Below are 26,363 nucleotides of genomic sequence, written 5' to 3'. Positions count from 1 at the left end.
TTAGCGGTATTGGCCTTTAGCCGCATGCTCGGTACCCATCGCGAGCCTGAAGGCTCTCTGCGGAACGCCTAAAGGCTGGACACCAACGAAGACTGTGTTCGTCGACGTTCGCCACCTCTTTGCAACCTCAAACAACTGATGAAACCGTCTTTCATTGCCGCTTGGATCATCGCGTTGGGGATCGGCATGGTGTGCCAGTTTCCAGCGAGCATCGCTGCTGCTGATTCGGATGCGGCCGCGCGGGGTTATCGGTTCTTGACCGAGACGGCGGTGCTGCCGAGTGATTTCCATCAATCGACGTTTGACGCTTTGTGGACGGTCTGGCCCGAGCCGCTGCGTGGCGAAGCGGAAAAAGCTTCGCGGCAGCAGCGTCGTGAGATGGCCTTTGAACGGTACGGTTTGACGACCCGTCCGGGCGATGATATGGGCAAACCGCTTCAGTATGTCGTCAACTCCGACGGCGACTGGACGATGAACTGTTTCTCCTGTCACGGTGGGACGGTTTATGGCAAGCCCGCGCCCGGGGCACCCAACAACCGTTTCGCACTGCAAACGCTGACCGAGGAAATTGGAAAGGCGAAACTCGGTTTGGGGTTGTTGCCCGGACGGATGGAGCTGGGCGCGATGTTCATCCCGCTAGGGACGACCAACGGGACGACCAACGCGGTTGTGTTTGGGATGGGATTGATGAACGGTCGCGACGAGCGGTTGAATTTGGTCGCCCGGCGACCGAGGTTTTTTACGCACCACGACATGGACGCGCCGCCGTGGTGGCACTTCCACAAGCGGCCCAACATCTACATCGACGGCTTTGCCGCCAAGGGACATCGCGGGCTGATGCAGTTCACACTCGTGCCCGAGAACGGCCCCGATTTTTATCGCGAGCACGAGAAAGATTTCGAAGACGTGTTCGCCTACTTGAGTTCGCTACGGGCACCGGTTTATGAAGGCTCGGTGGATCGGGAATTGGCGGATCAGGGCAGGGCGGTCTTTCTCGCCAATTGTTCCGAGTGCCATGGGACCTACGGCGTCGGTTCGGACTACCCCAATCGCCGCGTGCCGATCAAAGAGATCGGCACCGACCCCGTCCGATTGAACGCATTGACCGTCGAAGGTCGTAGGAAATATGCCCGCAGTTGGTTTGCCCATGCCGGGGAGCCTGATCAGCAGGAAACCGTGATCAATCCCGACGGCTACGTGGCGCCGCCGCTGGACGGCGTTTGGGCCAGTGCGCCGTACTTTCACAACGGAAGCGTGCCGACGCTGTGGGATGTATTGAATCCCCAGCGGCGGCCGACGGTTTGGCGGCCGATCTCGACCGACATGGACCCGCAGAAGATCGGGTTGACGGTGGAGGTGGTTGCGGGGGTGCCCGAGGACGAGACCGACGTGGCCGTCAAACGCAGTTATTTCGACACCAGAAAATTCGGCAAGAGCAACCGCGGTCACGACTTTCCCGATGTGCTGTCCGAGTCCGAAAAACGGCAGGTGTTGGAGTATTTGAAAACGTTGTAGGAAGTTTAGGCCACGGATCGCAAGCTGGACGCTTAGGCCACGAATCGCAAGCTGGAAGCTTACGCCACGGGGGATCTACTCCAAACCACGGTTCGGACGTATAACAGAGCCTCCAATTCAGAGCTTTTCACCGCGCTTGCGCGGGATAATCGGAGTAAATCGATGAGCAAAACGCAGATTTTGGCAGCGCAGGCAGGTGAGATCACTCCGGAGATGGAGTTTTGCGCAAAACGCGAAGATCTGGCGGTCGAATTGATTCGCGACGAAGTGGCGGCCGGTCGCATGGTCATTCCGGCCAACAAGGTCCATGCCGCCGGCGCACTCGAGCCGATGTGCATCGGCGTCGCGGCGAAGTGCAAAATCAACGCCAACATCGGCAACAGCGCCGTGACCAGCAACGCCGGCGAAGAGCTGGAAAAACTGCACACGGCCGTCCACTTCGGTGCCGATACTGTGATGGATTTGTCCACGGGCAAGGACATCGACAACATCCGCCGGCAAATCATCGAAAAAAGTCCGGTGCCGATCGGTACCGTGCCGATTTATCAGATGCTCGAAGAGCTGGGCGGCAACATCGAAGACATGAACGCCCAGCACTTTTTGGACATGGTCGAGCACCAAGCCAAGCAGGGCGTCGACTACATGACGATTCACTGTGGCGTGAAGCTGGAACATTTGCACCTGAGCATCAATCGGGTGACCGGCATCGTCAGTCGCGGCGGTTCGTTGATCGCCAAATGGATGATGGCGCACAACAAACAGAATCCCCTCTACGATGCCTTTGATGATCTGTGTGACATCATGCGTGAGTATGACGTCACCTGGTCGCTGGGGGATGGATTGCGACCCGGGTCGATCGCCGACGCGTCGGATGATGCCCAGTTCGCGGAACTGGAAGTGCTCGGTGAGCTGACCAAGCGCGGCAAGAAGAACGGCACGCAAGTGATGGTCGAAGGGCCGGGGCACGTGCCGATGCATCAGATTCAAATGAATATGGAAAAACAGGCGGAGCTCTGCGAGGGCGCCCCGTTTTACGTGTTGGGGCCGCTGGTCACCGACATCGCGCCCGGCTACGACCACATCACCAGCGCGATCGGTGCCGCGATGGCGGGTTGGCACGGTGCGGCGATGCTGTGCTACGTCACGCCCAAAGAACACCTCGGGTTGCCTAACGAAGAAGACGTCAAACAAGGCGTGATCGCCTACAAGATCTCCGCCCACGCCGCCGACGTTGCACGTGGCCGCAAAGGTGCACAAGATCGTGACGACGCATTGAGCAAGGCGCGATTTGAATTCGATTGGAATGAACAATTCCGGCTTTCACTGGACCCCGAAACGGCACGCCGCTACCACGACGAAACGCTGCCGCAAGACACCTTCAAAAGCGCCCACTTTTGTAGCATGTGCGGACCCAAGTATTGCTCGATGAAGATCACCGAGGACATTCGCAAGATGGCCAAGGAAAAGCAATTGGTCGGGCTTCCGGTCGCCGAGTGAGTGAATTACCGGTCGTCGATTGCGAGGGTTGCGGCGTGTGCTGTTTGCACATGGGCTACCCGGCGTTCAATTTGACGCTCGAACAGTTGGCAGGCGTTGAAGCCATTGATGTGGCGTCGCTTTCCGAGCTGGCGCGGGCTGATCTAACGCGGTGGGTCGCGATGCCGTCCCGTTTACGCGACGGTATCTTGCAGCAAATGGCTGACTACGTTGCGCCGATCGGTGCGACGCTTGACGGCCCTTGCACCTGGTTGGACCCGGAAACCAAGCAATGTCGCCATCACCAGCATCGGCCACAGGTCTGTCGCGACTTTGCCGTCGGCAGCTCCGGCTGTCGCCAGTGGCGGGCGGCGTATCACGAGCTGCTCTGAGGGCGTCGTATTGTAGGGCATGCTGTGCATGCCAGTCGTCACGCACAGCGTGACCTACAGTCAGACGTCACGCACAGCGTGACCTACGGTCAGACGTCACGCACAGCGTGACCTACGGTCAGACGTCACGCACAGCGTGACCTACGGCCAGACGTCACGCACAGCGTGACCTACGGTCAGACGTCACGCACAGCGTGACCTACGGTCAGTCGTCACGCACAGCGTGACCTACGGCCAGACGTCACGCACAGCGTGACCTACGGCGCTAACCGTCGGATTCATCGTCCGGTTTGGGTCCGATCAGGATGCCAGTGCCGCGCAGCTTCCACAGGAAGAACAGTGCCCCGGCCAGCATCAGGCCGCTGGAGACGTAGAACATCCGTTGGGGGCGAGTGTTAAAGGCCGGCGTCGACATGACGACCCAGTACAGGAGTCCCGCGACGGTCATAAAGGCGAAGGAGACGGCGTTGGCGGTCCCCAGGAATTGGCCGCGTTCATCATCCGGCGAGAGTTTCTGCAGCAGTGCCTGCAGCGGGATGATGTAAAACCCGGCGAAGAAGCCGGCAAAGAAGATGAAGAATGCGACATTGCTGAGCGCGACGCGGATCATCGGTTGCATGTCGGGCATCCAGGGCGGGACGGCGGCCAGCAGGAAAAAGAAAATCACCAGGCCTGCGGCGCCGATCGTGGTCAGTCGGGGTTCGATCCGGTCGCCGGAGATAAAGCCGGCGACGGCACAGCCCAGGCCGATCGCAATGCCCAGCACGCCCATCAGCACGCTGGCTTCGTCGTCGCCCACGCTGAGCACCTCGGGATAACGAAACAATGTCGACAGGGCCAACCCGGCGAGTAGGTAAAAGTAGCCCCAGGCCATCATCACGGTCAGCAACCGTGTGCGGCCCATCTTCTCGATCGTTTCCACGTAGATCACAAACGGGTTGTAATTGATGTCCAGGTTGCGATCGCCGGGTTGCAGGCGGGTGATCAGCAAGCTGGCGAGGAATCCCAGCAGCGCGGTGCTGACAAACAACGCGCCGGGGAGCCATGCGGCCCGCGCCACGTCTTCGCTGCCGTGGTAGCGAACGCTGGCAGAGCCGGCGATCACGGTTCCTAGGATCACCGCGATGTTGGTCATCATGTTGATCGAACCGTTTGCGCGGCTGAGATTTTTGTCGCTGACCAACTCGGGGATCATGCCGTACTTTGCCGGGCCGAAAAACGAGCTTTGGCACGTCAACGCCACCAGCGCCAGCAGCGTCAGGTAGAGGTTTTCCAAGTAGAACCCGATGCCGGCGAGCAGGGCGATAGGGATCTCGGCGATCTTGACCCACAGCGTCACCGTGCGTTTGGAATAGCGATCGGCGATCTGGCCGGCGAATCCTGACAACAGCAAAAACGGCAGTGTAAAGCAGACGCTCACGATGCCTTCGCCGCCGTCACCGAGTCGGCCTTCCCAAACGCCGCGAACGACGGCGAACGCCAAGATGACTTTCAGCAGGTTGTCATTCATCGCCCCGAAGAACTGCGCCACCATCAAGCCCAGGAAACCGGCGTTGAACAGCTTGGGAGAGGGTTCTTTCACGGCTGGTCTTCAACGGGGTTTGGCGATGCGGCGAGGGTTTGGGCCGATTCTAGCATCCGATCGATGCCAGGATCAGACCGGTTTATCGCCTGGTGATCACGTGCCGCTCGCTGATGCGTCCCGCTGGGGTGGTCGGGCTGGCGCAACAACAACCCTGCCCGAATTGAATCGGGCAGGGTGGATGAAGGGTCTCGCTGAACGTCGAGTCCGCGCTACTGGTTGAGTGAATCCTCGATGACTTCCTTGCCGGAACGTGTGCCCAGGGCGCCCCACAAACCGTAGGGACTCTCGACGCCCGGGGTGGGCTGCGGGGCGTTGGCGTTGCCCGATTCGACCGAGTCGGTGGTGAAGACGACGGCACCGTCACCCATCAGGACGTGGCAGCCACCGGGGTGTCGGCTACTCGGCGGCGCGATCGCTTCGTTTTCGGCGAACGAGTTGGTGCACAGTCCCTTGTTCGGTGGCAGGATGCAATTGACTTCATGGTAGATCGGACGGGCGTCGCACCAGCGAAAGCCTCGGCCCTCTCCGAACACGGTGGCTCGTGGTTGATCACCCGGGAAATTTCCAGAGAGCACACCGTCGGGATCCAACCAGAACAAGGGGTTTTCTGGGTCGATGAAGTTTTCTTCGCAGTAACTGGGGTTCGTAGCGATCGTGCCCGAAATCGTGATCGCGGGAGTGGTGCGTTTGTCACCGTCTTTCAGGTCGGTGGTGATTTCGCCCATCGCAATGGTGTTGGACAGACCGTCGAGGATGTCCCGGAAACGCGTGAATTCACGCGGCACGAAGAATCCCCGGTTGAGCTTGCCGTTTTGATCTTCGATCGAATTGTTGACGGTCAGGTCGGGGAACTTGGGGCCGAAGGTCAGGCTGCGATTGTCACCGCATTGCGCGCCGTAATTGGAACGCCCCATCGCGGGCCGTCCCTCGCCGGGATCGCTGGGGCAGCGGAACGCCGGCACGTCGGTCCACCACGGGTCGTAACTGTTCCGCGCCGGGTCGGCTCCGTTGCCGGGGGTCGGGGTCGGGCCCATCGGCGGAAAGATGAAGGCGATCGGGGTGGTGATGGGGAACGGTTGGCTGATCGATTCCCAGAGTGCTTGTTGCTCCATGTAGGGAGTCAGCGGAACCAGGATGCTGAGCAGTTCGTGGTTGCCGAAGTTGTTGCTTTCCCACCAATTCGTCACACCGCCGGGACCGTCGGCCAGCGGCGCGACCGGCGTCGTGCCGCCGTAGTGCATCGGTAGCCGTTGATAGGCGGAATGGTAGTTATGCAGTGCCAGACCGATTTGCTTGAAGTTGTTGCTGCAACTCATCCGTCGCGCCGCTTCCCGCGCCGCTTGGACGGCTGGCAGCAGCAGTCCGACAAGGATACCGATGATGGCGATCACCACCAGCAGTTCGACCAGCGTAAAGCCGGCACGCGCCGTATACCTTCGCATTGAAAACTCCAAGGTTACCGAGATAGAAGAATAAGATCTTTATTAGACGAGCAAATGGCTCTCGTCGCTCACACTAATTTTCCATTTGCTTCGCCATTTCTTGATCGTATTCTGCTTTTTGGGCATCGGACATCGCGTCGTAGCCCGATGCGATCGTCTCGGACTCGGTGGGTTTGTCGATCGTTGCCGATCTGCCGCATCCCGCGATCGCAAACGTACCAAGGATCAAAGAAAGCAGAAGGATCGCTGATCGCGTCATGATGTATCCGGTGAGCAGACGAGTCTGGCGAGGTGCCGTCGCGAGACTGGAACGAGGCAGAATCTGAAAAGTTCGGTCGGGAGAACGTGCCGACAGTTGAGCACAAAGCACGGAATTCCGCAGGTATAGACTACACCTTGCCAAGTGGAGATTCAAGGTTCGGGCCCGTTCTACTTTGAACGGTAGGCTTCGATGGCCTCGGGCAGCGGGTACTGGGTCAGGTCTCGATCGCCGGGCCAGTGGTTGATTTCGTGCAGCCGTCGGAAGCCACGTGTGACCAAATCGCGGCGCTGGGCGACGAAGTCGGGGTCCAGGTTGGCCAGCCCCATCGGTCCGTCGACGACGACCGGTTCAAAGCGTGGGTCGTCGATGAACTGGGCCAAGACCGGATTGCAGCGGAGGTGGCGTTCGGCGGTCGTGTGCAGGGTTTCGGGGTCGAGCTGGCCGATGACGTAGCGCAGGTACAAGTCGCTGTCGATGATGGAGGTCACGTCTTGGCCACAGACGTCACATCGATAACCCTCGTCGCACTTCATTACATTTCCAGCACGTCGAACATGTCGTACATGCCCTCCGGTTTGTCGCTCAGCCATTTGGCGGCGGCCAAGGCACCGGCGGCGTAACAATCGCGGCTGCTGGCGGCCACGTTCAACTCGATCCGCTCGCCCAGCATGCCGAACACGATGGTGTGTTCACCGGGATTGTCGCCGACGCGGACGGCGTGGTAACCGATTTCATTGCGGGTGCGTTGGCCGGTGTGGCCTTCGCGTCCGTGCACGTGTTTGGTGTCGTCGCCGAGTTTTTCGGCGATCAGGTCACCGAATTTGAGCGCCGTTCCACTCGGCGCGTCAGCCTTGTAGCGATGGTGGCGTTCGATGATTTCGATGTCCAGGCCGCCGGGGACATCCAGTAGTTTTTCGGTGATTTGCTGAGCGAGTTTCATCGACAGGTTGACCGCCAGCGACATGCTGGGGGCCCAGACGATCGGGATGCTCTCGCACGCTTCATTGAGACGTTCGACTTGTGCGTCGGTCATCCCGGTGGTGGCCACGACCAACGCGGTTTCGTGCAGTTCGCATTTTTCGATGCAGCGATCGATCGCTTCGGGCAACGAAAAATCGATCACCACGTCGGCATCGTTGGGCCACTTGGACGACAGCGGAACGTCCATGGTTTCTACGCCCGCCAGATCGCCGGCGTCTTGGCCCAGCAGTGGGTGCTGGTCATTTTCGATCGCGGCAACGAGCTGGAGCGTTTTGTCTTCCGACGCCAATGCGACGACCCGGCGACCCATGCGACCCGCAGCTCCGTGGACGGCAATTTTCAGTGGAGTAGACATGTTGGATGGTGGATCTCGGAAGGGAGGCGGCTTCGATCGGGGACACGGCATTAATGTAACCCCTGGGACCCTCGCTTGGCAGGGATGACGCATCTCAGCACGTGGCGTCAGCCAGTGGCGCGCCGGCGCCCGCGGGTTGAACACGTGCCGCTCGCTGACCGGTCTGTCGATTTAGTGAGCCGTGACGCGTCCCGCCGGGGTTGGCGGCGGCGGTTCGCGCAGGTTGACCTGGGCAAGCGGGGCGAACAATTCTACCGTGTAGTCGTTCCCACCACTCCCACGCAACAATCGCCCGCACCGCGATCGCTAGCGGCCACCCACCGGGCCAGCAGAACGACGATGAATCAAGCTGAACCGACAATCAATCACTCCGAAGCCGGGCTTTCCGATGGTGCGACAGCCGCCTGCCCCTCGCTGGCCGGGCGGTTTTGGATTTTTCTTTCGATCGCGGTGGTCGGCGGGGGGCTGGATTTGTGGAGCAAAGCCGCGGTGTTTCGCTGGCGAGGCTTGCCGACCCAGAGTGACATCTGGTGGGTCTGGGAGCCGTATTTCGGGATCGAGACGGCCGTCAATATCGGCGCCGTGTTCGGCGTCGGGGCAGGGCAGGGCACCTTTTTTGCCGGCATGAGCGTCATCGCCGCGATCGGCATTGTGATCTGGCTGTTTTGGTTCCGGGCGGCCGAGTCGATGTGGTTGACCGTGGCGTTGGGGATGGTCGGTGGCGGGATCATCGGCAATCTTTACGATCGCTTGGGGTTTTGGTGGCAAGCCGGCTATCCAGACCAATGGCGCAGCGGTGTCCGCGACTGGATCCTGTGGCGGATCAACGAACAATGGACTTGGCCCAATTTCAACATCGCTGATTCGCTGTTGGTCGTCGGGGCCGGGATGCTGCTGTACCAAAGTTTCTTTCCCGGACAATTTACCGGTCCAGCGGTCGGCGATGACGGACCCGCCGAGCAACCGACAACGTGACCAACAGACAACGACAAACACATGACGGATTCAAACATGGGATCGACGCAATCGACGGGACCGGACGCTTGGTCGTCGCTCGAATCCGGCCGGCTTTCGGCCATGGTTTCGATCGCACGCGCCGCCGGAACGCACACCCTGAAGTACTTCGGCTCGGGGGATTTGCGTGTCGATGCGAAAAAAGATGACTCGCCGGTGACGATCGCCGATCGTGAAGCCGAACAGCTCGTCCGCGAGCAAATCGCTGCGGCGTTTCCCGAGGACACGGTTCAGGGAGAAGAATTCGCCGAGACGGTGGGCCGGTCGCGGTACCGTTGGGTCGTCGATCCGATCGACGGCACCAAGTCGTTTGTGTGTGGGGTGCCGCTGTATTCGACGTTGCTGGCATTGGAAAAAGATGGCCAGCCGATCGGCGGCGTGATCTTCATTCCCGCACTCGGTGAAATGGTCGTCGCAGCACTCGGTCACGGATGCTGGCATCAGACGCGATCGAACGAGGGAACCCTGCAGGACTGGATACCCGCTCGGGTCTCCGGGCGGACCGAGTTGTCGCAAGCGGTGTTTGTGACCAGCCAAGTGGACTCGTTTGACGCCCGCGACGCAGCGGAGACCTTCAAGCGGATCGAGCGGGCGTGCTGGATCACCCGAACGTGGGGTGACGGTTACGGCTATTTGTTGGTCGCGACGGGGCGGGCCGATGTGATGATCGATCCGGTCTGCAATGCCTGGGACGTGGCCGCGATCCTACCGGTGATGGTGGAATCGGGGGGCCGTTTCACGGATTGGAAAGGCGTCGCGACGGTCCGCGGAGGCGACGGGTTGGGCACCAATGGAACGCTTCACGACGCCGTTTGCCAGATTCTGGGTTGCGAGTGATGCCGGCGGATTGGTAGCACGGCGGATGAACGAATCAAATTTAGGAGACTGCAGGATGCATTGGCGAATCGGATTGCTGGGATTGGGACTGCTGGCAGCCTTGGTCGTCGGCGGGGTTGCCGACCAGCCGCCGCCTCATGGGATTCCGGAAAACGCGATGGCCGGCGGTTACGAAGCCGCGTTGCCCCCCGGACAGGCGGTGCAGGGTGTGGGAGCGTCCGCGATGCAGCTCGGCGCGAGCGAAACGGGGCCACGAGTCGCGGCGGCGGGGGAGTTGATCGGGTTTAACGGATTTGACGGCTCGGGAAGTCAAACAATTACGCTGGTTCATACCGGAAAAATGCAAATCGCCGTGTATCATATCGATAGGTCGGGCCAGATCCGCTTGGTCAGCAGCCGCCCGATCGATGCCGACTTTTCCTTATCGCTCAATCTGACGAAGCCACTTCCCGGTCAAATTCGACTGCTTGGCAGTCAGGTGAAGTAGCGTTTACCGGCGATCCGAGCGATAGGGAAACGGGGCACCCTTTGTACCCTTCGTTTCTCCCCCCGCTCGAATCAATCTTCGCCCATGTCTTATCTGTCACTTGAAGAAGCTGCTGCAAAACTTGGGATCAGCACCGATCGTCTTGTTGAACTTCGCAGCCAAGGCCAAGTCCGCGGTTTTCGTGACGGTTCCAGTTGGAAATTTCCCGACACCGAAATCGACCGTTTGGCAGACGAATTGGCCGACGGATTCGGGTCTGGGATTCTGGTCGGTGAATCCGGTTCGGGATCGGGTAGCGTGATCGGTGGCGATTCGGCCGCCGACGGTGACGGCAGTGATTTGGGCATCGGTTCGGAAACGCCCGGCGAGGGCAGCGACGTCAACTTGGTGACGGGCTCCAAAGAAGACGGCAGCGACGTCGAGCTGGTGGCCTCGGACAGTGGCAACGGGGGCGACGAGTTGGAGCAGGATTCGCTGTTTGAAAGTGACGAGAACGCACTGCAAGAAATCGATTCGGCGGAATTAAAACTCAACGACCCGGCGTTGATGGACGACAGCCTTGATTCGATCGACATCGCGATTGATCCCAAAGAGGGCAGCACCGGGCCGGTCGCCAAGGCAGAGATCCAAGCGGAGGCCGACAAAATCTCGATCAGCGACGTCGATGTCACCGATGACGCCAGTTCGGACGATGAATTTGCCTTCGCCGGCTCACTGTCCGAAGACGACAGCGATGATTTGATGTTGGGCGAAGATTCGGACAGCTTGGATCTGGATTCGCTGTCCGAAGATGAGCTGCAAGTCAAGGCCGCCGGGGCGAGCAGTCTGGAGTTGATGAATGAACTCGATTCGCCGGATTCCGGGGAGCAGCTGAAGTCCTCCGGTGCGGATGTCTTGAGCGAATTGGATCTGCTCGGCGCCGAACAGTCCGGCAGCGGAAGCGGTCTGATTTCGGGCGACAGTGAAAACCTGTTGACCTCGTCGGGGCTGGGCAGCGGGCTCGGTTCCAGCGTGATCAACGAGATGGACGATGCGTTGGATGAGGACGATGACTTGGTGATCGCCGATGACGACGCCGATTTGATGCTCGATAGCGTCAGTGATATTTCGGTCGCCGGCGACAGCGGAATCAACCTGATGAGCCCCAGCGACAGCGGATTGTCGCTCGAAAGCGAGCCCCTGGATCTGGCCGGCAGCAGTTTGTCGGCGCTGGACTTGGGTGCCGAGCTGACTGACGGCAGCGGGATTTCTGGATCCAGCGGCAAGAACGCCGGAGGCAGCGGATCGGACGAGGAATTCCAGCTTTCGCCATCCGGCGTCGGCTTGGATGCGGATCTGGAAAGCAGCTCGCAGGTCATCGAGGTCGAGGATTCGGAACTGGTCGGTGAGGCCGTCGATTTCCAAGATGACTTCGCCGACGACGCGGGATTTGCCGATGCCGGATTCAGCGATGCCGAACCGCTGGGGGCGGATGCGTTTGAAGAATCGCCCGCCGGCATGGACGGAGACGTCCTGGGTGGCGAAGCGGTCGAGCTGGACGAGGTCGACGAATCGCCTTCGGTCGGCGCCGTGTCCGGCATGGGGGGCTACGAAGTTCCCTTTTCGATGCTGCAGTGTCTCTCGCTGATGTTCATCATTCTGACGCTTTCGTTGGGCGGCATGCTGATGACGGATCTGGTTCGCAACATGTGGACCTACAACGATATCTCCTCGCCGGTCAGCGCCCTGACCGATTCGCTGATCGGATTGATGGGCTGGGATTCTTGATCGGCTGGGATTCCTGACTCGGGTTTGGCCCTGGCGGGTACGAAGAAGGGTGGTGGCGCGTCTATACTAACACGGTACGGACACCACGTTCCCACCCTGAAACGGACTTCACCCTCCCGCCTGCCCTGCTATGACCGCGCCCATGATTCCGGATCTGAGAGACAACGTACGCCACCACGGTGGTGGGATCCGTCGACGGCTTGCCGTCCCGCCGGTGCGAATGCGAGCGACGCTGATGGTCGCAACCCTGATGATCGCAACTCTGATGATCGGTGGGTGTCAACAACAAGAGGGAATCGTCACCTACAAGATTCCCAAGCAGGTCCCCGAGCAGTTGTTGCCCGGCAAGGATCGGTTGTTGGCGGTGATGGTGCCCCGCGGCGAAAAGGTTTGGTTCTTTAAAATTCTCGGCCCCGAAGACGCGGTGGCATTGATCGACGACGAATTTCAATCGTTTGTCAAAAGTGTCCAATTCGATTCGAGTGACGAACCCGTGCTGGAACCGTTGCCGGAGGGATGGCGTCGCGGCGGAAAAAAACCGATGCGTTTCGCGACGATCGATATCAACACGCCCAAAAAGCAATTGGACCTGAGCATTTCCAACCTGTCGGTTCCCGGCACAATGGATGAAGCGGCGTGGAACGATTACGTCCAGCAAAACGTCAACCGTTGGCGCGGCCAAGTCGGCTTGAAGTCATCGACCGAGAAATGGTCCGGCGGCGAATCGATCGAGTTGGCTGCGGCAGAGGGCCAAGCCGTCTGGGTGGATCTGGTGGGACAGCCCGGAGCCGCCACGGCGGCTCCGATGGGGATGATGCCCGGTGCCGGCCCGATGGGCATGCCGCCGGCGGCTCGACCGCCCGTCAACGCGTCAACCGGCAACGCGTCAACCGGCAACGCGTCGCAGGGCACGCCGACGCAAACGTCGCTCCAATCGGAGACGCCCGAGGGTTGGGAACGCCTGGACGTTCGGCCCGGCGGGATGCGTGAAGCGGCGTTCAAAGTCGGCGAGTCGGAAATCACGGTGATCACGGCCGGCGGAGACCTGCGTAGTAACGTCGCACGCTGGATGGGGCAGGTCGCCGGCGGAACGCCCGAGCAGGCCGCGGTGGATGAAATGATGGCCGGCGCAGAGAAATTCGACGTTTCCGGCCGTCCGGCACAGCGGTTTATCATCGCGGGCGATGCCGAAAAGGGACAGAAATCGATCGATGCGACAATTGTTGAAATGGAAGGTGGACGCAGCAAGTTCATTAAAATGACGGGCGATCCGAAAACCGTCGCCGAACAGTCCGATGCGATCAAATCGTTCTTGGATTCGCTGTCGTTTTAGACACTCGTTCCCAGGCTCCGCCTGGGAACGCGGTTGAAGGTGAGGCTCAGCCTCACGCGGTGGACGGAGGCGGAGCCTCCGGCGAGGTGCGTTCCAAGGCGGAGCCTTGGAACGAGTCTGGGGAAACGGTGGCTTCATTCAGCCGAATCAAATCAAACAGTAAAAAAGCAAATGGCGACCATTCCAAATCCTTCCGGCCAGTTCTCGAAAGACCGCGAAGCATCGACCGTGATCTCGTCGGCCGATGTGCTTGCGGCACTCGGTTCACTCAAACTGACCGTCGGCCTGTTCGCCGCCTCGTTGATCATCGTCTTGGTTGGCACGCTGGCCCAGGACGAAATGAACATGCAAGACGTCAAGGAGCGGTACTTCGTTTCTTGGATCGCTTGGATGCACTTTGACGATTTCTTTCCCCAGGCGTTCTTTCCACACGCCAATCCGATCCGCGGGATCATCCCCTTTCCCGGCGGTGCGTTGATCGGCGTGTTGTTGATGATAAACTTGATTGCGTCCAAGGCGACGCGGTTTCGAGTGTCGGCAACGGGCGGGCGCTTGGCCGCGGGCATCACGTTTATCCTGGCCGGGTTTGTCGTCGCGGGGCTGATCATCGCCAGCGGACACAGCAGCGACGGATTACAAGGCGCGCCACCGATCTCCTATGAATCTCTCTGGTACGTCGTGCAGGGCATCGGCGTCGCCGCCGCAATCGGATTGACCGCCGTGTCGACCAATGTCAAGCATCGCTCGCTACGCGTCACCGGTTACATCACCGCGGCACTGTTGGCGGGCATCATCGCGTACACGTTGTTCAGCGGTGCGCGGATCGGTGATCCGGGTCTGCGAATCGTTTGGCAATTGACCAAGGGGCTCGGTGCCGGAGTCATCTTGCTGGTCGGGTGTTTGTTGATCTTCGGTCGCCAAGGCGGCAATCTGTTGCTGCACTTCGGTGTCGGGCTGTTGATGTTCGGGCAGTTCGCTTTCGGCGATCGCCAGTTGGAACAGCGGATCAGTCTGGTCGAAGGCGAATCGACCAACGCGTTGATCAACCTGGACAAGGTGGAACTGACCTTCATCGTGCCCGGCGAAGAAGAGGACATGGTGACGGCGATTCCCGGGCCGCAAATCGGTCAAGCCTTGTCCACGGGCGAATTGATTCGCGACGATGCGTTGCCGGCCGATGTGAAGGTGGTGGCGTTCTACGAAAACTCGGATCTGATCAATCCGAAACCGACCGGCAACCCGGCAACCAAGGGCGTCGGTTTAGAAGTCCAGGCGATCGAAGCGCGCAAACGTGGCGGAACCGATGGTGAAGTGAACGTGGCGGCGGCCTACATCGAATTGATCGACAAGGAGACCGGCGAGTCGCTGGGCACGCATCTGGTCAGCCAAATGCTGTCCGATCGAGAGACGTTGGTACCGGGCGGATCGGCCAAGGACGTTTATGACGAAGTCACAATCAACGAGACGGAGTACAAGATCGGGCTGAAGTACCATCGCGAGGTGAAGCCGTATTGGGTCCACTTGGAAGACGTCCAACGCCGCAATTACAGCGGTACCGAAACACCACGGGACTACAGTTCTTACATTCGCATCGTCGACACCGAAACCGGCGAGGATCGGCGCGAGCGGGTCTGGATGAACAACCCGCTGCGTTACCGCGGCGAAACGTTTTTCCAATCCAGTTACACGCCGCTACCCGGTGGGAAAGAACTGACGGGGTTGCAGGTGGTGCGCAACAGCGGGTGGCTGATTCCCTACGTCGCATGCAGCATCATGGCGCTCGGCATGCTGGCCCACTTCACCGGGACGCTCAAGCGTTTTGTCGGACGCCGGGAACGAGAACGGGCCAAGGAGATGGCCGAGATGAGCCAAGAGGATCGACAGGTGTTGACCTCCTCGCGACCGGCCGTGATCGCGTTCAACATCGCGGCGGTGATCGCATTGATGATGTTGGTCCCGTGGTCCGCGGCGATGACGTCGCTGCGTCCCGATTCGCGGGACAAGGACTATGACTTCTATACTGCCGGCAAAATCCCCGCCCAATTCGGCGGCCGGGTCTTGCCGCTGGATGCCTTCGCCCGCCAGACGCTCAAGGCGATCAGCAACAAAGAATCGCTGCCGATGGAAAACGCTCCAGGCGCCATCAAGAGCCGCGTCGACAAGAAGAGCATGTCGGCGATGCAGTGGTTGATGGAAGTCGCGATCGACGATTCGGCGCTGCGTTACCTGCCGATGTTCCGCGTCGATGCCGAAGAGGTGCGAAGTCAATTGAAATTGGAGCGGCGTGAGAGTCGGCTGTACTCGCTCGATGAGTTGTTGGCCGAATGGCCCAAGGCCGACGCGCTGATCAAGGCGGCCCGCGGCAAAGACGAAGCGGCATTGTCGTTTAAAGAAAAGAAGCTGCTCGAGCTGGATCGTCGAACTCGTCAATACATGCTGACCGCTGAGGCATTCCAGTTGCCGCGTCCGCCAGAGATTCCGACGGACAATTTGCCCGAAGGCATCACCGAAGAGATGGTGCGGCGATTTGCGATCGATGAATTGCAGCGACGGATGGCGTCGATCCAGGGCATGCCGACCGCCCGAATCGTTCCTCCGACTCAGGACGAGGCGACCGATGCCGTCAGCGATCCCGATTGGTCCGCCTTCGCCCCCGCGTTCTTTGCCGATGCCTCCATGGGGCCGTCGGATGACGCCGATCGCCAATTGGCGTCGGATCCGTTCAGCCGGATGATCGAATCCTACAGCGACGAAAAGAAAGACTTCGAAGGGTTCAACCAAGCAGTCGATGACCAATTGGCACTTTCGGCCGCGTACCCGATCCCCGGGCTGAATTCCAAAAAGGTGGCGCTGGAACGTTGGATGGAATCCAATTCACCAGAGATCCGCGCGACCATCTTGTACATCCTGTCGATGATCATGGCGTTGCTGTTCTTGGCGATCGGGGATCACCGCCTGAGGAACGCGACGTGGGGCGTGTTGCTGGTCGCGGCACTGATCCACTCGGTCGCCATTCTCAGCCGCATTTACATCACCGGCCGGGCACCGGTCATCAACATTTACTCGTCGGCCGTGTTCATCGGTTGGGCGGCCGTTCTGGGCGGGCTGGTGATCGACCGAATCTATCGACTCGGATTCGGCAACCTGGTCGCCGCGACCGCGGGAACGCTGTCGCTGTTGGTCGCACGCGGTCTTAGCAGTGGCGACACGATGCCGGTCTTGCAAGCCGTTCTGGACACCCAGTTCTGGTTGGCGACCCACGTGATCAGCGTTTCGCTGGGCTACGTCGCGACGATGGTGGCCGGCATGCTGGGCATCGGTTATCTGATCAGCAACTGGATCGGCGCCGAAGAACGCGCGGGGCGGTCGCTGTACCGCATGATCTACGGCGCGGCGTGCTTCGGGATTCTGTTCAGCACCGTCGGGACCATCCTGGGCGGGTTGTGGGCCGATGACAGCTGGGGTCGGTTCTGGGGCTGGGACCCGAAGGAAAACGGCGCGTTGCTGATCGTGATTTGGAACGCATTGATGCTGCACGCCCGCTGGGACGGGATGGTCAAGGCACGTGGCTTCGCGATCCTCTCCATCGGCGGCAATATCGTCACGGCGTGGAGCTGGTTCGGGACCAACGAACTGGGGATCGGGTTGCACAGCTACGGCTTCACCCAGGGTGTGCTGATGTGGCTGACGATCTTCATGGCGACACAGTTCGCGTTTTTGATCGCGGGTTTGTTCGCGTGGCGCAAAGTGGGGTAAGCATCTTGCTTGCCATGCAGAGTGGGGTAAGCATCTTGCTTGCCATGCAGAGTGCGTCAGCACTCTGTTGGCTAGATCGTCCCATCGCAAGCTGGAAGCTTACGCCACTGGCATGGAAGCTTACGCCACCGGTTGCCGACGGCCGAGGTTGCCATAGCGGTGGTAGTCGTGGGAGATCGATTGTTCGTTGAGGTAACGCAACATCTCGATCTCTGCGTCGTCGACCACCGGTTCCGCGATGATGCTGATGAATGCCTGTCGGCAGGCGTCGTGGAGCAGCATCGGCAGTTGCTTCGTCGCGGTCAACACGCGCAGACGATCGACGCGGCCGTCGGAGATTTCTTCCGCCAACGCTTCGTCAGATTCTTGCACCCATTCGCATCGCCACGAGCTGACCGCGTTGTCGATCAGGTGTTCGGAAATGCTTTCCAGCACCGGGACCAAATCCGAGGATTCGTTGCAGAGCGAGTAGGTTACCGGGCATTTTGCTGCCGCCGCGGCGAGCATGGAAACGGCCAGGTCGTCCGCCGTTTCGTTTTCCTGTAGCCGTACGCGGAGTTGTCCCACCGGCAGATAGCGTCGCCAATTGTCTTGGCCGACCAACCGAACGTGATCGTGCATCGTCCCGATCAATTGACCGGCGGCCCGTTTGGCGGACGTTGCAAATCGCGTCGCGCGGTCGATATCGATCACGTCTTCATCAAGCTCGCCGATCGCTTCGAGCGCGTCGTCGACCGACGTGGTTTCAGTGGTCGTCGGCGGTTTCTCGGCGGCGTCGTGGTCTTCATTCGATTTCGTGGAGTCGGTGTTTTCCAGTCGCATCAGCGGCAGCACGTAGTGCGGGCCACCGGCTTTGGCACCCGGGCCGTAGCCGCTGCTGCCGATTCCGCCGAAGGGTTGTCGCAAGACGATGGCGCCGGTGGTGGGACGATTGATGTACAAGTTGCCGGCGCGGATGTTGTCTCGCCAAAGTCGTTGCTCGCGATCGTCCAAGCTCTCCAGCCCGCTGGTCAGGCCGTAACCGGTCGCGTTGACCATCTCGATCGCTTCCTCAAGTCGCGTGAAGGACATCACGCCCAACACTGGGCCGAATAGTTCGGTGCGGTGCGTAAAACTTCCCCGACGCACGTTCCATTTGATTCCCGGCCGATACAACTGGCGGTTGTCACCGATCCGACGCGGCATCACCAGCCACTCTTCACCGGATTCCAATTCCTTGATGCCTTGTTCCAGCACGCCGCTGGGCGGACGAATCAAGGGGCCGACCCGAGAGGACAGATCCCACACCGAGCCGACCGGCAAGCTTTCGGCGGCATCGGCCAACGTGTTTCGAAAGTCGGCATCGTTGTAGAGTTCTTGATCGAGCAACAGCAACGACGTGGCGCTGCATTTTTGACCCGAGTGACTGAAGGCGCTGTGCAAGACGTGTTTGATCGCCAAGTCGCGATCCGATAGCGAGGTCACGATCGTCGCATTCTTGCCACCGGTTTCCGCGATCAGCTGCAATTCGGGACGCTGTCGCAGCATCGTTTTCGCCGTCTCGGTGCCGCCGGTCAGGATCACCGCGTCGATTCGCGGATCGTCGACCAAGCGTTTGCCCGCACCGGAGCCGCTGCAAGGGACCAGTTGCAGTGCGGTTTCGGGCACGCCGGCGTCCCAGAAACACTTCGCCAGCCGGTAGGCCGGCAAAACGGTATCGCTGGCCGGTTTTAGAATCACGGTGTTGCCCGCTGCGAGTGCCGCAACGACGCCGCCACAGGGGATCGCCAGCGGGAAGTTCCAGGGGCTGATCACCGCCACGGTCTCGCGCGGCGAGGCCGAGAATGGGCTGCCCGGTCGTCCGGCACGCTGCAGGTAAGGCCGGACGGTCAACGGGTAAAACTCGGTGAAATCAATCGCTTCGCTGACTTCCGGATCGGCTTCGGAGATTAATTTTCCGCCATCGATCATCATCGCGCCGATCAGTTCGCCGCGCCGCGCCCGCATGTTTTGCGCGGCCTTGCGAAACAATTCGTACCGAGCGTCCCAAGACATCTGTCGCCAACGAGCCGGATCGTCGCTGGCGCAGCCGATCGCATCGTCGACATCTTGCGCCGTCGCTTCGGTAAAACGGCAAGCCGCGTGACCGGGGCGCGAAGGGTCCATGGATTCGCGCAGCACACGACCGTGGGGAGCGTCGGATGAACCGGACGGTGCGTCGGGGGCGCGCGTCTGACCGGCGATGTTCAACGGGACGCGTTCGGCCGCATCGTCGCAGCGCGGTTTCCAATCCGCCACGATCGATTCGGCCCACTCGCTGTGCTGGGTGAGCGCCCAATCGGTGTCCGGTTCGTTGACGTAGGACCTCCAATTCGCCGCGGCGGCCGGTTGGCTGGGAGGCGTCCGTCGGTCTTGGCTGCGACGTGGAGCCGTCGCGACGCTGTCGATCATTGCCAGTGAATCGCGAAAGCCGTCGGCAAGCCGGTTCCAGGTTTCCGAGTCGGGTGTCAGGCGGAACGAATAACGCAGGAAATTGTCTTTGCCGGTGTTCTCATCCAAACGGCGGATCAGGTAGCCGATCGCGTTGATAAAGTCTTCGCGGCGACAGGCCGGGGCGTAGAGCAGCATTCGGGGAGCGGATTCGAACAGGGCACGTCGTTGGTGATTGGCCATCCCCTCGAGCATTTCGAATTGCATCCGGTCCAACACCGTCGCTTGCAACGCGTCGTTTGTCTCGACACCGCGGCGTTGGGTGCGCGAGCCCCAGAGCATCGCCAGGGCAATGTCGAACAGGTTGTGCGAGGCGACACCGATCAGAAGATGACCGTCGGCGGCGGCTCGGATCATCGACCGCAGCATGCGTTTGAAGTTCGCGTCGGTCTGCGTCTTCTGCGTGTACGGAGTCTGCGGCCACCCGCCCACGGACGCTTCGACGCGTTCCATTTCCATGTTGGCGCCCTTGACCAGCCGGACGGTGATCGGAACGCCGCCGCCGCGGACCCGTGCGGCCGACCACTCGATCAGATGGGTCAGCACGTCGAAGGAATCGGGGATATACGCTTGCAAGGCGATGCCGGCACGCACTTGCTCCAGCCCTGGTCGGCCGAGTGTTTCGGTAAACGCGTCGGCGGTCAGATGCAGGTCGCGGTATTCCTCCATGTCCAGATAGACGAACTTGGAACTGACGGTTCCGTCGGGGCGGGTGAATCGTTCCCGCGCCGCGGCGCGATACAGCAACTCCAGTCGATCCGACACCACCGCGACGGTGTGGCGACGCGCGATCGTCGAGATCTGACTCAACAGGGTCGAAAGCTTGACGCTGATGCAAGCGATCTCGGGGATTTGCAAGGCGTGTAAATAGTTCTGCAGCCTGGCGTTGGCGTCGTCTTCCCCCAGCAACGATTCACCCAAGAAGTTGACGTTCATCAGCACGCCGGAATCCTGACGCGCGGCCAAGTGTTCGCGCAGCGGTTGTTCTTCCGCCGGTAAGATCACGTTCGCCGTTTCCTGCCGCATCTTGTCCTTGACCAGCGGCACCGCGACTCCGGGCAAGTAGCCGCCGAAGGTTTGGAACCCACGGAGCATCGTTTGTTCGAGCGGGCTGAAAAAACGCGGTACACCCTGGACGTCCAGAATGTGGGTCAACTGATCGGCCACCCTTGCCGGGCTGTGCGTGCGAAACGCCTGGTCGGTCATCTCGACCAGCGTGGCTTTGTCGCCGGGCCGACTGATCATCCGATCCAGTTCGGCTTGTTGATGGCGTTCCTGAGGGGTTTGCAGGGCATGCGATCGCAGCAGCAGCGCCTTGGCAATCTCGATCGCCGCGTCGGCATCGTCGTCGAAGTGGTCGTCTGCGATCGCCAACAACGTGGCGAGGTCCAGCGGGGTGTCACTCATCGCACAAGGTTCCCAGCGTGAAAGTCGAGAGAGAGTGGAATCGTTTTATAGCAGCAAACGATTGGGTGTCGCCCCGTCGCTCAGTCGAACGGGCGATATCGATGGGCAAGGCGGCTACGATCAAATCAGTGGGTCGGTGGCACTCAATTGACTTGCGATGTCGTGTAGGCCCGGAGGGCCGGTAGAGTGTTTGCCGGTGGTGTCAGCCACCGGGGATGGATTCCATGGAATACCCAAGGCCCAGCGGGCCGGCACAATGTCCGGGCTTCATCGTTCGGTCTTCGGGGTTTCCATTTAGGCAGACGTTGCGCTCGGCGGGCGTGCCGGGATTCGCTGCGACCCCGACCGGGGTCGAGGGGAGAATTGGGGGGCGCCATCCGGAGGTGGCGCTGCGCTGACCTCCGGCTATTCGCTGTGATCCCTCCGGGATGTCAATTGTAGCAGTGACGGATTTGATCGTCGCGGAAGGCGCCATGACGTTCGCGGCGTGGGCCCTCTCTGGCGTTTGCTTGCTGCGCAAACGCCGTCTCTCCCAGAGGGAGAGAATCTAAATCGGTTGCTAAAGGCTGCCTTTACACAATCGATCTCGCCCGGGATACCGTGGACGCCGGGCGTCACTACCGCTGACGGATCGAGGCTTCGCCGTCGAGGTTGCGGACGCTGCGGAACGTGGCTGCCGGTAGGCCGTCGGAGGCGGCCGCAGGTGAGGACGGTAACAGGACCGAGTTCCAGGCCGCCATCCAGCGACTCGGCGGTGCCAGCATCGCCGTGAGCCGAGCTGCGTCGATCCGTTGGCCAGGCGGCGCGGCGATCGGGCGACCTCGCGAGTACAGCACGACGTTGTCACCGATTCCGGTCAGCGTCATCGTTTCATCTCGGATGTCGAAATTGAGCGCCAGTTCACATTCGATCCCGTTGGGATTGGGAACCAACTCCCGCTCGTCGACCGCCATCGCCAAGTGGTCACGCATCGCCATCAGCAGCGGGGTTTTGATTCTCAGGTTCGCGGGCTTGGTCGATTTTAACGTGCCGACCAGGTTCACTGACTCGCCCGGATCGATCACGCAGCGGCGCAAATGCAGTTCCGCCTGGCCGATCACCCGGTGCGGAAGATGGTCGGTCAAGTCGTTCAGGCTGAGCTTGGTCAATGAAGACGAACCCAGGTCAAACGACCAGCCATGGGAGGTTTGCCGGCATGCGATCACGCCGGTGAATTCTGCCCTCGAACCGAGGTGCTCGATCGCCGGTGCGTACTCGGCCAGCGCGGAGCAGGGCAGGGCGGTGCCGTCGGTCGAGAGCACCAGTTCGGTCGCCGGCACCTCGCGGTCGCGATCGCGAAACAACTCGACCCTGATCCGCGGACCGATCTGACGGGCGGTGTTCTCCGCGCGAGCGATCAACCGCACGCTCTCGCCTTCGGGCGTGATCGTTGCCGAAACATCCAGCGGAGGCATCGATCCGGTGCGGCTGAGAATGCTCACGTCTGTCGCTGCAATCGAAATCGGCAGCACCGTTTGCGCCGGCCGGCTGATCAGACGGTCATGCAGCATCGTCCAAGCATGGCCCAGACCGGCCGACTGAAATTCCGGCTGGTGCAGCACCATCGCCACATGATCGCGTTCGTGAAGGTAGTCAATCAATCGGATGGTCACGACGTGTTGCCGAGTGTCCGGATCGCTGACCCGCACATTCTCCAACACGTATTTGCCCGGGGCGATCCGCCGGCAGGTGTCGATTTGAAACACCAACCCCGTCTGCAAATTCAGGCGGTGAGTCAACTCGGCCAGCTTGCGCGACTGGTACCACGACGTCCAAGTGACCAGGATCGAGAACACGACGATCGAGGTCGGGACTGCGCAGCAGAAAACGAACAACAACCGAGCAACGGCTCGCTGGGTCCGTTCATGCATCCATGCAATCCCCTTTGGTGACGACAGTTCACCCGAGATTCTAGGTGGCAGACCGGGGACAGGGGTAGATCGGTTCGGTGGCCGAGAGAGATTCGCGGCAAGAGAGTTTTGCTAGCAACCGGTGGGCTGAGAGAAGGGACCGGGAGATGGCAGGGAAAGGGGGAGGGGAAAGAGGAGACAAGAAAATGGGTAACAGGAAAATGTGGAGAATGAGGCGGGCGGCGTCTGAAATCTAACAGCTAACCCTCATTCCACCGCCGTCTCGTAACTCCAGACGACGGTTTCGATGCCTTGGTTTTTCAGCCAGGCGTGGACGGTGGCGTAGGCGGCGGCGGCGTCGCGGGTGGGGGTCAGTTGCAGGTAAACGAGTGATCGGCCGTCATCGTCCAGCGGAAACGTCTCCGCAAACGATGCGTCTTCGGCGTCCGGCGTCCATTGGTAGGCTTCGACGTTGACGCTTGTCGCGCGGAGTGGATGGTCGGGGTGCAGGAAGCCGAGTTCGGGCAGGAGAGGATTGAGGTAGTCCGGCAGCGTTGGCGGCGGGCCTTTTTGCTCGGAGGGTCGTTCGTCTTGCCGCCATGCTTGAGACTCGGATTCGAAGTCGAGGAATGCGCGGTAGAGTTCGCGTGCGGCACCCTCGCTGGATTCAGCTTGCTCGCCGATCCAGTCGCGCCGTTTCCGTTGGATCTGTTCGAAGCGTTCGGCGGACTGCCGCATCAGGTTGCGAAAGTCCACCGGATCGTCTTCGTCTGCGGAGTTGTCCTGTTCGGGCGGTTGGACGGGGTCCCAGGGGAGCGGTTCGGTTTTGCCTTGCAGGACGAGGAGTTTGGCTTGCAGTTGTAATTGAGCTTCAGTCGCTTTGATCTTGGGGGTCCAGGGGGAGATCGCCACGGAGTCTCCGATGTTGAACGGCAGGTTTTCGGTTGCCTGGATCAGGTCCTTTGCCTGGTCGGCGGAGACGGCGACGATCAATTGCGGGTTTGCACCGAAGAAGGAGCGTCGCCAAAGGGCACCGGAGAGCTGGTCGAGTCGCGGGTCGTTTTCGGCAAACGCTTCGAAGTCATCACCGAAGTTATCACCGAAGTCGTCGTCGAAGGCTTCTGCTTCTCCGGAGTCGACCACTGTGCTGGTGAACACTGTGCTGGTGAAAACAAAGTCGCCGAGCCGCGCGACGGAGTCATCGGTTGTATCGACCAGTTCGTCATAGGCCAGCGTCGCCGCGTCGGCATCGGAGAATCGCCAAGCCAACACGTCGAGTTTCGTTTTCTTCGGGTCGGCGTCCGGTTTGCCGAGTCGAAACTGCCCGTCGCCGGTTTCGACGCTTACGTAGTGCGTCTCGAATTCGGGGAAGTCGTCAAACATCCCACCGCCGACGGTTGCCAGCGTGATCGCGAACATGCCGACCACCCCGACGAACAGACCTCCGAAATACAGCGCCCAAATTCCCAGGGTCGCGGGCCAACTCGGGGGCCGGGCGATCACGTTTTCATAAACCGACAGCGTCAGCTTGGCCAGCGTCGAGGTGCTTTGGGTCGGCAGGTTGGCTCGTTGGATTTCATCGACAATCGCCCGAATCGCTTCGTCGGGCATGCGGTCGTTGTCGGGTTCGGGCAGGTCTCGTCGGCGAATCGATTCGGTGACCGTCATCGTTCGCCAAACCGTCGGCAAGCCGAGTGCCATCGCGACTCCGATTCCAAACATCAGCTTGGCGTCCAGCAGCCATGCGACCAGCATCAAAATGACGATGGTCCCGATGCGAAACAACAGATCGATGACTTTGGAGCGGGAGAATAGCGTCACGTGTGCGACTTGGCCGCCGTCCAGGGGCAGAAACGGTGCCAGGTTCAATACGTTCAGAATCAAGGTGATCACGGCACCCTTGGCGCACCATTCGTTTTCGAACCAAAAGCCGACGCCGCCGAGCACCAGTCCCAGTGCGATGCTCGGGAGCGGGCCGGCCAACGCAACGATCGATTTTTTCCAGCCGCTGACGCGATAGTGACGTCCACTGACCGCGGCACCCAGCAACGGAATGAAGAACATGTGGATGTTCTTGTACCCGAACGCTTTCATCGCGACGTAGTGTCCCAGTTCGTGCACCAGCAGGATCGGGACCAGGATCAAGACGAGCTCCAGTTCCCATTGCCAGGCGCCGAGTCCGATGAACAGTGCGATCGAAACGGCCAAGATCAACAGTTTGCTGAGCCAGCCGGATTGCTTCGTTTCCTGTTTGCGGACCGCTTCGATGATCGGCAGCGTATCATCGACAGCGGGCGTTTGTACGGCCACGTCATCGCCGTCGACAAACTCCTCGACGCGTTCGGCCTGCTCGACCAGTTCGGCGACCACCGCATCGTCTTCGACGGGGCTCGCAAGCGTGGCGTCGGCAACGTTAGAAGAGACGACGTTGGGTGTCACACTGTTAGGGGGCGCTCGAACGAACACGCCGCGATCGAGTTGAAATTCGACGAACTCGCGGTGGGTGTGTTCGAGTAGATCGAAGGCCGATTCGGTGTCGCCGGCGATCATCGATCGGGCGTTTCCCAGCACGCGGCGGACGTGTTGCTGGTGCAGATCACGCAGCCGATTCGCGTCGACTTTGGGATGGTATTCGACGCGCCAGTCGGGCGGATCGAGCAGGTCGCGGGTGGCCGCGGTCGTCAGGATGATTTCGCCGGCCGGTCCGAGCGAATACAGCGCCAGGCGTGCAAACTTGTTCCGCCGTTCCAGGTTCGGCCAGAGTCGATAGCGGATCCAAGCGACCGTCTCGCCGTCGGATGAACGGTAGGCCGCACCTCCGTAACGCGTGTTGTTTTGTCGGTCGTTGATGCCGATCAAGTCGATGCGGGTGAATCCCAGTTCATGGACTTGCAGATCCAAGTCCGTGATCGCTTTGAGGATTTCCGGGTCGACCTTTTCGGCGGGCACGCGAAACGGTTGCAGCGATGCGACGGCCGGGATGTCGGTGGATCCGGGGATCGGGATTCGCAACAGTTTGACGACGCACGCGATCAGCAAGACGATCGGCATCGTGATCACGTTGCCTTCGTACATGTATTCGCGAATCGAAACGTGCGGGGCGCTCAGTTTGAAGAACATGGTCACGAGTGCTTTGTCAGCTTTGAATTTTCGGGTTACGTTTGTCGAGCGGAAAAGGGGGCAGGTACGAGTGGCAGGGGAACCAGTAACCAGGGATTCAGCAGCCGTTGGTGTTTAGCTTTTAGGCGATTCCCGGTCGCTGCTACGCAGCGACGGTGGGCGGCTAAAGCCCAATACCGCTAAGTTAACATGAATGAGGGGGCCCGGACGCTGGCGCGAACCGGCTGATGTCAAACGAATATCAGCCGTTTGGCGCGAGCCTACGGGCCCTCATCT

The 26,363-nt window shown here is 60.4% G+C and carries 18 protein-coding genes; 10 read left to right on the top strand and 8 right to left on the bottom strand.

Annotated features, from left to right (window positions below; all coding sequences use genetic code 11):
• Positions 1-186 precede the first annotated feature (186 nt).
• The 3 genes from NZK35_RS31015 to NZK35_RS31005 are packed head-to-tail and all read left to right on the top strand — an operon-like array spanning position 187 to position 3,383.
• Entirely contained in the window at positions 187-1,515 is a 1,329-nt protein-coding gene (locus NZK35_RS31015) for a c-type cytochrome (RefSeq protein WP_259636429.1), read from the top strand.
• A 51-nt stretch (positions 1,516-1,566) separates the two neighbouring features.
• A complete protein-coding gene (gene thiC / locus NZK35_RS31010) occupies positions 1,567-3,012 on the top strand; it encodes a phosphomethylpyrimidine synthase ThiC (protein WP_259636428.1) in 1,446 nt (481 codons plus the stop codon).
• Positions 3,009-3,383, top strand: a complete 375-nt coding sequence (locus NZK35_RS31005; protein ID WP_259636412.1) for a YkgJ family cysteine cluster protein — start codon at positions 3,009-3,011, stop codon at positions 3,381-3,383. Before thiC ends, NZK35_RS31005 begins: the two co-directional genes overlap by 4 nt.
• Positions 3,384-3,648: 265 nt before the next feature.
• On the opposite strand, the gene NZK35_RS31000 is transcribed toward NZK35_RS31005, so the two are convergent.
• From NZK35_RS31000 to dapB, 5 genes are all read right to left on the bottom strand, one after another.
• Complete coding sequence (locus NZK35_RS31000; RefSeq protein ID WP_259636411.1) at positions 3,649-4,965, bottom strand: MFS transporter; 1,317 nt, start codon at positions 4,963-4,965, stop codon at positions 3,649-3,651.
• 212 nt (positions 4,966-5,177) lie between these two features.
• Positions 5,178-6,410: a DUF1559 domain-containing protein gene (locus NZK35_RS30995; RefSeq protein ID WP_259636410.1), complete on the bottom strand. Its 1,233-nt coding sequence runs from the start codon at positions 6,408-6,410 to the stop codon at positions 5,178-5,180.
• 73 nt (positions 6,411-6,483) lie between these two features.
• On the bottom strand, positions 6,484-6,669 hold the full coding sequence (locus NZK35_RS30990; protein ID WP_259636409.1) for a hypothetical protein: 186 nt from the start codon (positions 6,667-6,669) through the stop codon (positions 6,484-6,486).
• A gap of 170 nt (positions 6,670-6,839) precedes the next feature.
• The gene (locus NZK35_RS30985; protein WP_259636408.1) at positions 6,840-7,205 is read right to left on the bottom strand and encodes a hypothetical protein; all 366 of its coding nucleotides are present in this window, start codon (positions 7,203-7,205) and stop codon (positions 6,840-6,842) included.
• Positions 7,205-8,008, bottom strand: a complete 804-nt coding sequence (gene dapB / locus NZK35_RS30980; RefSeq protein ID WP_259636407.1) for a 4-hydroxy-tetrahydrodipicolinate reductase — start codon at positions 8,006-8,008, stop codon at positions 7,205-7,207. Before dapB ends, NZK35_RS30985 begins: the two co-directional genes overlap by 1 nt.
• Before the next feature lie 339 nt (positions 8,009-8,347).
• On the opposite strand from dapB, the gene NZK35_RS30975 reads away from it, so the two are divergent.
• The 6 genes from NZK35_RS30975 (at position 8,348) to ccsA (ending at position 17,202) form a co-directional block, all read left to right on the top strand.
• Positions 8,348-8,983, top strand: coding sequence for a signal peptidase II (locus NZK35_RS30975; protein WP_259636406.1), 636 nt, complete (start codon positions 8,348-8,350; stop codon positions 8,981-8,983).
• A gap of 21 nt (positions 8,984-9,004) precedes the next feature.
• The gene (gene hisN, locus NZK35_RS30970) at positions 9,005-9,859 is read left to right on the top strand and encodes a histidinol-phosphatase (RefSeq protein ID WP_407699857.1); all 855 of its coding nucleotides are present in this window, start codon (positions 9,005-9,007) and stop codon (positions 9,857-9,859) included.
• 55 nt (positions 9,860-9,914) lie between these two features.
• Positions 9,915-10,346 (top strand): hypothetical protein, encoded by a 432-nt coding sequence (locus tag NZK35_RS30965; protein ID WP_259636405.1) that lies wholly within the window; start codon positions 9,915-9,917, stop codon positions 10,344-10,346.
• An 84-nt stretch (positions 10,347-10,430) separates the two neighbouring features.
• The gene (locus NZK35_RS30960; RefSeq protein ID WP_259636404.1) at positions 10,431-12,113 is read left to right on the top strand and encodes a helix-turn-helix domain-containing protein; all 1,683 of its coding nucleotides are present in this window, start codon (positions 10,431-10,433) and stop codon (positions 12,111-12,113) included.
• A 130-nt stretch (positions 12,114-12,243) separates the two neighbouring features.
• Positions 12,244-13,446 carry a hypothetical protein gene (locus NZK35_RS30955; RefSeq protein ID WP_259636403.1) on the top strand — a complete coding sequence of 401 codons (1,203 nt, stop codon included), beginning with the start codon at positions 12,244-12,246 and terminating at the stop codon, positions 13,444-13,446.
• A 171-nt stretch (positions 13,447-13,617) separates the two neighbouring features.
• Positions 13,618-17,202, top strand: a complete 3,585-nt coding sequence (gene ccsA, locus NZK35_RS30950; RefSeq protein ID WP_259636402.1) for a cytochrome c biogenesis protein — start codon at positions 13,618-13,620, stop codon at positions 17,200-17,202.
• 120 nt (positions 17,203-17,322) lie between these two features.
• Here ccsA and NZK35_RS30945 read toward each other — a convergent pair whose 3' ends face one another.
• Positions 17,323-21,078, bottom strand: a complete 3,756-nt coding sequence (locus NZK35_RS30945; protein WP_259636401.1) for a bifunctional proline dehydrogenase/L-glutamate gamma-semialdehyde dehydrogenase — start codon at positions 21,076-21,078, stop codon at positions 17,323-17,325.
• Between NZK35_RS30945 and NZK35_RS30940 the strand changes: the two genes are divergently transcribed.
• Positions 21,068-21,229 (top strand): hypothetical protein, encoded by a 162-nt coding sequence (locus NZK35_RS30940; protein WP_259636400.1) that lies wholly within the window; start codon positions 21,068-21,070, stop codon positions 21,227-21,229. The genes NZK35_RS30945 and NZK35_RS30940 overlap by 11 nt on opposite strands.
• Before the next feature lie 466 nt (positions 21,230-21,695).
• Here the strand turns inward: NZK35_RS30940 and NZK35_RS30935 are convergent, their stop codons facing one another.
• A complete protein-coding gene (locus tag NZK35_RS30935) occupies positions 21,696-22,988 on the bottom strand; it encodes a hypothetical protein (protein ID WP_259636399.1) in 1,293 nt (430 codons plus the stop codon).
• A 246-nt stretch (positions 22,989-23,234) separates the two neighbouring features.
• Positions 23,235-26,087 carry a site-2 protease family protein gene (locus tag NZK35_RS30930; protein WP_259636398.1) on the bottom strand — a complete coding sequence of 951 codons (2,853 nt, stop codon included), beginning with the start codon at positions 26,085-26,087 and terminating at the stop codon, positions 23,235-23,237.
• Positions 26,088-26,363: the final 276 nt, after the last annotated feature.

The organism is Stieleria sedimenti (assembly GCF_025060895.1).
Classification (GTDB): domain Bacteria; phylum Planctomycetota; class Planctomycetia; order Pirellulales; family Pirellulaceae; genus Stieleria; species Stieleria sedimenti.
The sequence above is the reverse complement of the archived record's forward strand: the minus strand, read 5'-3'. Positions and strand labels throughout refer to the sequence as shown.